Origin of the sequence: Mesorhizobium sp. M6A.T.Cr.TU.017.01.1.1 (assembly GCF_004023115.1) — a bacterium.
Classification (GTDB): Bacteria; Pseudomonadota; Alphaproteobacteria; order Rhizobiales; family Rhizobiaceae; genus Mesorhizobium; species Mesorhizobium mediterraneum.
This window is the reverse complement of the sequence record NZ_RZTA01000188.1, coordinates 1-7241: the sequence shown is the minus strand read 5'-3', so window position 1 is coordinate 7241 and position 7241 is coordinate 1. Positions and strand designations below refer to the sequence as shown.

General features: G+C 59.2%; 10 protein-coding genes, 1 tRNA gene and 1 pseudogene. 6 read left to right on the top strand and 6 right to left on the bottom strand.

Going from position 1 to position 7241, the window contains the following annotated elements:
• The 3 genes from EOB36_RS34580 to EOB36_RS32390 all read left to right on the top strand — a co-directional run.
• Positions 1–433, top strand: a 433-nt coding sequence (locus tag EOB36_RS34580) for a hypothetical protein (protein ID WP_164897687.1), incomplete at its 5' end; no start/stop codon positions are given.
• A gap of 528 nt (positions 434–961) precedes the next feature.
• Positions 962–1429: a hypothetical protein gene (locus EOB36_RS32395; protein WP_128286488.1), complete on the top strand. Its 468-nt coding sequence runs from the start codon at positions 962–964 to the stop codon at positions 1427–1429.
• Positions 1430–1446: 17 nt separating this feature from the next.
• A complete protein-coding gene (locus tag EOB36_RS32390; protein ID WP_128286487.1) occupies positions 1447–1686 on the top strand; it encodes a hypothetical protein in 240 nt (79 codons plus the stop codon).
• Positions 1687–2085: 399 nt separating this feature from the next.
• Here the strand turns inward: EOB36_RS32390 and EOB36_RS32385 are convergent, their stop codons facing one another.
• From EOB36_RS32385 to EOB36_RS32375, 4 genes are all read right to left on the bottom strand, one after another.
• Positions 2086–2379, bottom strand: coding sequence for a zinc ribbon domain-containing protein (locus EOB36_RS32385; RefSeq protein WP_164897686.1), 294 nt, complete (start codon positions 2377–2379; stop codon positions 2086–2088).
• A 226-nt stretch (positions 2380–2605) separates the two neighbouring features.
• Positions 2606–2770 carry a hypothetical protein gene (locus tag EOB36_RS34575; protein WP_164897685.1) on the bottom strand — a complete coding sequence of 55 codons (165 nt, stop codon included), beginning with the start codon at positions 2768–2770 and terminating at the stop codon, positions 2606–2608.
• Positions 2771–3054: 284 nt separating this feature from the next.
• Entirely contained in the window at positions 3055–3222 is a 168-nt protein-coding gene (locus tag EOB36_RS32380; RefSeq protein WP_348631848.1) for an XRE family transcriptional regulator, read from the bottom strand.
• A gap of 511 nt (positions 3223–3733) precedes the next feature.
• A tRNA-Arg gene (locus tag EOB36_RS32375) sits at positions 3734–3810 on the bottom strand.
• A 235-nt stretch (positions 3811–4045) separates the two neighbouring features.
• Between EOB36_RS32375 and EOB36_RS32370 the strand changes: the two genes are divergently transcribed.
• Positions 4046–4345 carry a DUF768 domain-containing protein gene (locus EOB36_RS32370; protein ID WP_095485916.1) on the top strand — a complete coding sequence of 100 codons (300 nt, stop codon included), beginning with the start codon at positions 4046–4048 and terminating at the stop codon, positions 4343–4345.
• 78 nt (positions 4346–4423) lie between these two features.
• On the top strand, positions 4424–4570 hold the full coding sequence (locus EOB36_RS34570) for a hypothetical protein (protein ID WP_164547102.1): 147 nt from the start codon (positions 4424–4426) through the stop codon (positions 4568–4570).
• A 101-nt stretch (positions 4571–4671) separates the two neighbouring features.
• Here EOB36_RS34570 and EOB36_RS32365 read toward each other — a convergent pair whose 3' ends face one another.
• Entirely contained in the window at positions 4672–5835 is a 1164-nt protein-coding gene (locus EOB36_RS32365) for a M20 aminoacylase family protein (protein WP_128286485.1), read from the bottom strand.
• A gap of 226 nt (positions 5836–6061) precedes the next feature.
• Between EOB36_RS32365 and EOB36_RS32360 the strand changes: the two genes are divergently transcribed.
• The gene (locus EOB36_RS32360; RefSeq protein WP_128286484.1) at positions 6062–7147 is read left to right on the top strand and encodes a D-alanyl-D-alanine carboxypeptidase family protein; all 1086 of its coding nucleotides are present in this window, start codon (positions 6062–6064) and stop codon (positions 7145–7147) included.
• On the opposite strand, the pseudogene EOB36_RS35595 reads toward EOB36_RS32360, so the two are convergent.
• Positions 7125–7241, bottom strand: a pseudogene (locus EOB36_RS35595) (D-alanyl-D-alanine carboxypeptidase); the annotation flags it as partial. The gene EOB36_RS32360 and the pseudogene EOB36_RS35595 overlap by 23 nt on opposite strands.

Below are 7241 nucleotides of genomic sequence, written 5' to 3'. Positions count from 1 at the left end.
CTTCACCAATCTCGACACTGGCTCGACGCGAACCATTGCCAAGGCGAGCGAAATATCCGCGTGGCGGCATGTTTTCGATGGCGTGACCAACACAGTCATCACGACTGACAATTTTGCGGTTCCGCAGCGCAGGCGCTTCGATGTTGCAGGCGACGGAACGCAGCGGCAGTTGTCGGGTTTCCTCGAGGCGCTAATGGCCGCGGGCGGGTTTGACCCAGCAGAAGTGCAGACGGTCAACATTGATGATCTGATTGACGGCGCAGTCATCGACGTGACGGCCGGCGTCCGCGACATCGCCCGCGCAACCTGTGAGCCGTATTCGATTGCCATCTTCGAACGGGCTGGGCAAATCATTTTCAAGAAAGCGGCGACGGACGGCGGCTTTGCTGTCGACGCAACGATTTCGTCGTCGGGGGATATAGCAGACGTCTAGAAGCCTCCCGGCGCAGATCCGACCACCACCGTCCGGTTCAACCTCGTAGCTGCGAGCTGGGGCTGACGGGCTAGGAGCGCTAGCTTCAGGCCTTAACCGGCCAGGGCCATCCCAATGCCGATGCCAAGGCCAATGGCGAGGCCATGACGAGCTTCCCGGCACAATCGAGGGCGATGACGCTGAACAGCGCCCGCTACGTCCTGGCAGTCGTGGATTGGCGCCTGAGTGGCCTGGATGTTCCCGACACCTCGGAAAGCATAAGGCGTGCATTGCCCCGCTCGGTCGAATTGTGGGCTACCAGATAACCGGCCAACGCCACGACAACGACAACGCCAAGACCTAGCGCGACGAAGGCCAGAGCTCTCCGTGGAGTAGTTCCACGGGGCGCTGCCAAGGCTTGGGCAAGATCGTCAAAGATCGTTTCTACCAGCCGATGCTAAACGTAAGTTAGTTAACGGTGGACACCCTGTTCGTAGAGTTTTGCGCGGAATCTGGTATATCTTCCTCGGGCAACGATGGGGTGTTTTCATGGGCCACGACAGACCGCAACTAGACCTGAATTCTGACGAGGAACTCTGGCACAGCACGATGTTAGGGCTGTCGACCAACGAGCATGGCGAGAGAACGCTAGCCGGCCTTACCGTTGAGGAGTCGATAGAGCTAAACGAGTTTCAAAGGCACTTTTTCGGCCGCAGGAAAAAGCATTCGAGTAGGGAAGAACGAAACCGCTACCGTGAACTGACCGAAAAGTTCGAAGCATCTCGCAGGAAGGCCCTTGTTGCCGCTGAACTACGCCGTCATGGCGCGGTCCTGTCAGACGAAGATCGTGACGCACAACAGAAGGAAGCGGCTTTGAAGGTTGTCAGACTGGCGATGGAACTGACCACTGCGCTGCAAGCCGCACACGATGCTGGTGTCCCTATGGTCATCGAGCAGGATGAATTTTCCGTCAGCGGCCGGCCAATCAGGCAGGTCCTAGCTAGACTGTTGATCTAGCTCCAGCGAGACCGCCCATGATCGATCCTGAGTGCGACAAGAACGTCTTTGAGATTTGGAAGGAACAGGGGGAGCGGCTTCCCTTCACGGTTATTCGCTGGACATGGCCCTCCAACCGAACGTTTGTTGTCGATCGCATCGAAATCGGCAAATGGCCTTACGGCAAGGCATGGGGACGACCGATATGGAAGGGCGTTGCCGGTGAGCAAGAAATGCTCAGTTGCGCCGGCTCCTATCAATGGAAAGTCGTCGAATAAACAGCGGACGGCCTTCACCCCGTCGGCGCTCGGTACGAGAGTCTTAGTTCACACGTTGAAACTTCCGGCACGAAAATGTGGTGTACCACCGCATTCTATTTGTGAACCCTTGGCCTTCAGTCTGGTCGAGCGGCAACAGCCCATGCGCCGCCAATCTCCTTAGCCGTTCGAGTTCTGCCCCACATTGCTCCATAGCGGGAAATCCCCGCTGATTGCCAACCATGGTGCATTCGGCCGGCTGTTGGGGGTGCGCGAAATAGATACATATGAAAACACCGAAGAGAGTCACCGGGTCATTCCTCCCCACTGTCGCGATGTCGGAGGCGCCATACGGCGCCAGCGAGCATCGATGCGGTGACGGCGGCGATGTAGAAGGCGACATACGACATTCGTGGGTGATCAAAACTCATGCCGGCAGAACCGGCAGATTTTTGCGTCGACCTTCACCTGCTCTGCGCACTCAGGACATTTCTTCTCGTATATCGGGCCATTAACTACTCGCTCTTCACTGGTGGTGATTGTTACCGCCACAGCAGCCGGTCGCTTATCTTTGGATGCCAGCAGCAAGAGTCCGGCAAGGAGCGGGGAGATGATCAGCGATAGCAAGAACCAAGGGGTTCCTCGGCGCCCGCGATAGTTCTGAGCAGCAATGCCGACGATAAAAGCCAGACCCAAATAAACAGCTATGAGCATGACCCCACCCTCGGCTTCACGGACAATCGCGCAGGTCGAAGGCAAACACAAGGTTCGCCCTCCACAATGGCCGCGAGACGATTCACGGAACGGAAAAGATGGCCGGCGCCAAAGGGGAGGTTGCCTGAACGGCGCCGGCCAAGCGGGAATCAGGCCCGCCGCAGCGTTAGCGATAGCTAAGTCTTGACGTTACGTCATGTGCGTCGGAACGTGACGATGCAAACATTCAACCCGCCAGGCCCATGCCGACGGCGATCCCTATGCCCATTGCCAGGCCCGTTGCGAGTTTACCGCCAAAATCCAAGGCAATGGCAAAGGCTAGCCGGCGCCAATCGCTCCGCGGCTGCGCAATGATTTTGCAGATGTCATCGAAGATAAGCGCGTCTTTCATGGCCACAGCCTCATGCGTTTCTTGCTGACGCATGGATTCCACAAAATAACATTTGAGTCCAGTCGCAAAATGGCGCGAGTATAACTAGGCGCTTTCCGCATATGAAACTTGATATGCAAGGCGAAAACGCCTTGCATATTTCAACCGTGCTGGTTGCGTTCAGTCTCTCGACGATCTATTCTGCAGCTAGGCATGTCGGATCGGGCGTGCTGGTTCCGGAGAACCGATTGTCGACGCCTCGGCAGTCAGAGCGCGCCCTGAACTTAGCAATAGGGGCGCGCTTTTTATTTCAGCCGGACGCCACTGTGATTGATGAACTCGACGCCGGCCGTCTCGAGGGCTGTGCGGATGGCGGCAAGATTGTTCTTGCCAGGTGTGCGGCGACCCTTTTCGAAGTCGATTATAACTCCGCGCGACACAGCGGAGCCAGCAGCCAGCACATTCTGATCCATGTTCAGCAGCGCGCGTGCCGCTCGGCACTGTTCTGGTGAAATCGACTTTATGTCCAATGTTGGATTCCTTGTTGACATTGAGGCTTACGTTGGACATTATGTCTTATATTGGACTCAAAGGCAACAAGGAGCAGAGCAGTGAGCGCCAGGACAGTTAATGCAGGCCGCGGCAGATATTTGGGATCGATGGTGGCTCGCTTAGATGAGCGGGATCGGCCGATCGAATGGTGGCGAGCGCCCAGCCGATTGGCCGCGGATATGTTCGCCGATTACATGTCCGTAGAGCGTCCGACCGAAAAGTTCGCCGTCTACGAAGGCTGCACAGCCTGAACCGCTAGGCATCGCCAACGACCAAGCCCGCTTCGGCGGGCTTTTTCATGTGCCGCGTGCGCCATTCATGCGCCAGCGAATCCCGGCTAACCCTTGGAAAAGCCCGGAAATGCGCGGCAATTCTGGTATATCAGTGGCGCATGAATTTGTCTGGCAGAAGTATCTAAGCCTTTGATTTTGTTGGTGATCCCGACAGGAATCGAACCTGTGACCTACAGATTAGGAATCTGCCGCTCTATCCTACTGAGCTACGGGACCACGCGGCCCGACACATAACCGCTTCGAACCGTTTCGCCAAGAGGCGCTCTGCATCCAATCAATCTGGTTTCGACGATGGCCGTTGAAGCATAGCCGTCGAGAGGCTTCTGCCCACAATTCGAAATTGATCCTCACCACTACGGACTGATCCAGGAGGGTTAGACCGCAAAGATAACCTGGGGATGGCGGAACTTCGGACCACCGCTGCGATTTAGTGTGCCGAAGGAGATACCGCATGAGCGCCACAAAAGAGTTCTTTGAAACCTGGCTCCGGGAGAACGTCGGCGATCTGCCCGCCGAGAGCGAAGTGAGCGTGGCCGTCCTGGTGCAGCAATTCGAGCAAGATGCCGACGCGGCCGGCTATGGTCACGAGGTACGCGAAGACGAGATCGGCGACATCGAAGAGGCCATTGAGAAAGCTCTGCACAAGGCCCGGACAGGCGAACAGCCGCAGGCTACAGACCCAGTCGAAGAGAGTGATCTGGCGCCCGTCATGGAGGCGCTGAAGGTCGACGACTCGAAGAGCGGCCCGTAGTGATCCAGGCAACACCGGTTGGTAGCCGACGGATGGCCTGCGGTTGCGGCTCTCCCCTTCCACTCTACATGACCCGGCATGATAGATGCCAAACACATCACACTCGGTGTTGTGATCGGCGTGGCAATCGGCGTCGCGTTGGACAACATCATTGCAGGCATCGGGATCGGCATTGCGCTAGGCATTGCCTTCGGTCTTGCGCGGAAGCCGTCCGGTCGGAAGTGACGATCGGAGCATCGCCACGTCCTGAGCTCGATGGCCTTGTCGCCATCTCAAAATCGCAGCGCACCCTCAGGTCAAGCCGAGGACGGGCTCAGGCACATTCATCAGGCGGCCAGCGCCGTCTCCGCCAGCTTCACCCAATAGCTCATGCCGTGCGGGATGACCTCGTCGTTGAAGTCGTAGGCCGGGTTGTGCAGACCCGCGGTGTCGCCATTGCCGATGAAGATGAAGGCGCCCGGCCGTGCCTCCAGCATATAAGAGAAATCCTCGCCGCCCATTACCGGCTGGATGGCACGGTGCACATGGGCGTCGCCGGCGATATCAGCCGCGACGTCACTGGCAAAGACCGTCTCTTCCGCATGGTTGAAGGTGACGGGATAATTGGCTTTGTAATCGACCTCGATCGTTGCGCCGAAGGCCGCGCCTACGCCTCCGCAGATGGCGCGCACGCGTTCTTCCGCCTTCCTGGCGACCTCCTTCTTCAGCGTGCGCACGGTGCCGGCGATCTCGGCGCTCTCGGGAATGATGTTGTAGGCGTCGCCGGCGTGGAATTTCGTTACCGACACCACGACAGCTTCGACCGGATCGGTGCTGCGCGAGGCGATCGTCTGCAGAGCGCCGACGAGCTGGCTGGTGATGACGATCGGGTCGATCGTGCCGTGCGGCATCGCCGCATGCCCGCCCCGGCCCTTGACGGTGATGGTGAATTCGGCGGTCGCCGCCATGATCGGGCCCGGCTTGATGGCGAACTGGCCGACCGGCAGGCCCGGCATGTTGTGCATGCCGAACACTTTGGAGATGTCGAAGCGCTCCATCATCCCATCCTTGACCATCTCGTTGCCGCCGCCGCCGCCCTCTTCGGCGGGCTGGAAGATCACAGCAACGGAGCCGGCGAAATTGCGCGTCTCGGCGAGATATTTGGCAGCACCCAACAGCATCGCGGTGTGGCCGTCATGGCCGCAGGCGTGCATCTTGCCCGGAACGGTCGAGGCGTAGGATTTGCCGGTGATCTCATTGAGCGGCAGCGCGTCCATGTCGGCGCGCAGGCCGATGGTCGTACCTTCGCCCAGGCGGCCGCGGATGATGCCGACGACGCCTGTCTTGCCGAGCCCGGTCACCACGTCGTCGCAACCGAAGGCCTTCAGCTTCTCGGTGACAAAGGCGGCGGTCTTGAAGACGTCGAAATTCAGCTCTGGCGTCTGGTGCAAATGGCGGCGCCAGCCGGCGACCTCGTCTTGCATTTCGGCGGCGCGGTTCAGGATCGGCATGATGGTTCCATCTCGCTGTTGGAGCAGACGGGTTCTGCCTGCTGCTTTGCAATTGTGCCTACTGTTTTACAATTGTCATTCAGGCACTTTGCCATCTTGACGTCACATAGGGTAAATAGCACCGCAAGACTGGGATCCGGGTAGAGGGCCGGATCACTATGCTGGCGATCGCGTAACAATCTTACGGAGCCAGAGGCGACTGCGGCAAGAGGCGATTTCGGATTCCATGCGGTACAAGCATTTCCCTAGACTATTGCTGGCGGGCGCCGTGGCGCTTCCGGTGCTGGCCGGTCCGGCTCTCGCCAATCCGACGATCGTGTTCGACCTGGGGAATGGCAAGATCCTCCAGCATCAGGAGGCTTTCAAGCGCTGGTATCCTGCCTCGCTGACCAAGCTGATGACCGCCTATGTGGCATTTCGTGCGATTGCCGCGGGCGAGGTCCGGCTCGATTCGCCGATCAAGGTCACGAAGCGTTCCGCCAGCGAGCCGCCGAGCAAAATGGGCTTCAAGCCGGGCTCGGTCATGCGGCTCGACAATGCGCTGAAGATGATGCTGGTCAAATCGGCCAATGACGTCGCCATGGCCGTCGGCGAGAACATTGGCGGTTCGCAAGCCGCTTTCGCCGAACGCATGAACACCGAGGCACGCCGGCTCGGCATGACCGGATCGCATTTCGTCAATCCGAACGGGCTCTTTTCGCCGGACCAGTATACGACGGCGCGCGACCTCGGTTTGCTGGTGATGGCGATCCGCACGGAATTCCCGCAATATGCCCCATGGTTCTCGATCGAGGGCCTCGCCGTCGGCAAGAAGCAGATCCCGAACTACAATCTTCTGATCGGCCGCTATCCGGGCGCCGACGGCATGAAGACGGGGTTCGTCTGCCCCTCGGGCTTCAACATGATTGGCTCGGCAACGCGAAACGGCCGCACGCTGGTCGCCGTCGTGCTCGGCGAACAGTCGACCATCACCCGCGCCGAGACCACGGCGAGACTGCTCGACCAGGGTTTCGCGGCGCAAGAGCCGAACTGGGTCACGGTCGCGGCGCTGCCTGCCTATGGCGACACGACATCGGTCAATGACCTGCGTGACGAGCTTTGCAAGAAGAAGCCGGCTAAGGAGCAGTCGGAAGCTGCCGTCCCCGTCGGCGATAAGGATGCGCCAAAATCGCCCTATCGGGAAAAGCTCGACCATGTGCCGACATTGGTCGCCGTCGGCCTTGGCGGCGCCACCGGGCCGAAGCCGAAGGCGATGCTCGATACATCGGGCCGGGAATATGCCGACGTGCCGTTGCCGAGCCAATCATGTTGAAGCCCGAGGGGCAGACGAACCCCGTCTTCATGCCGTCGGCGCCCGGATAGCGGCCGATCAGAAGATTGTAGTTCGGGATCTGCTTCTTGCCGAC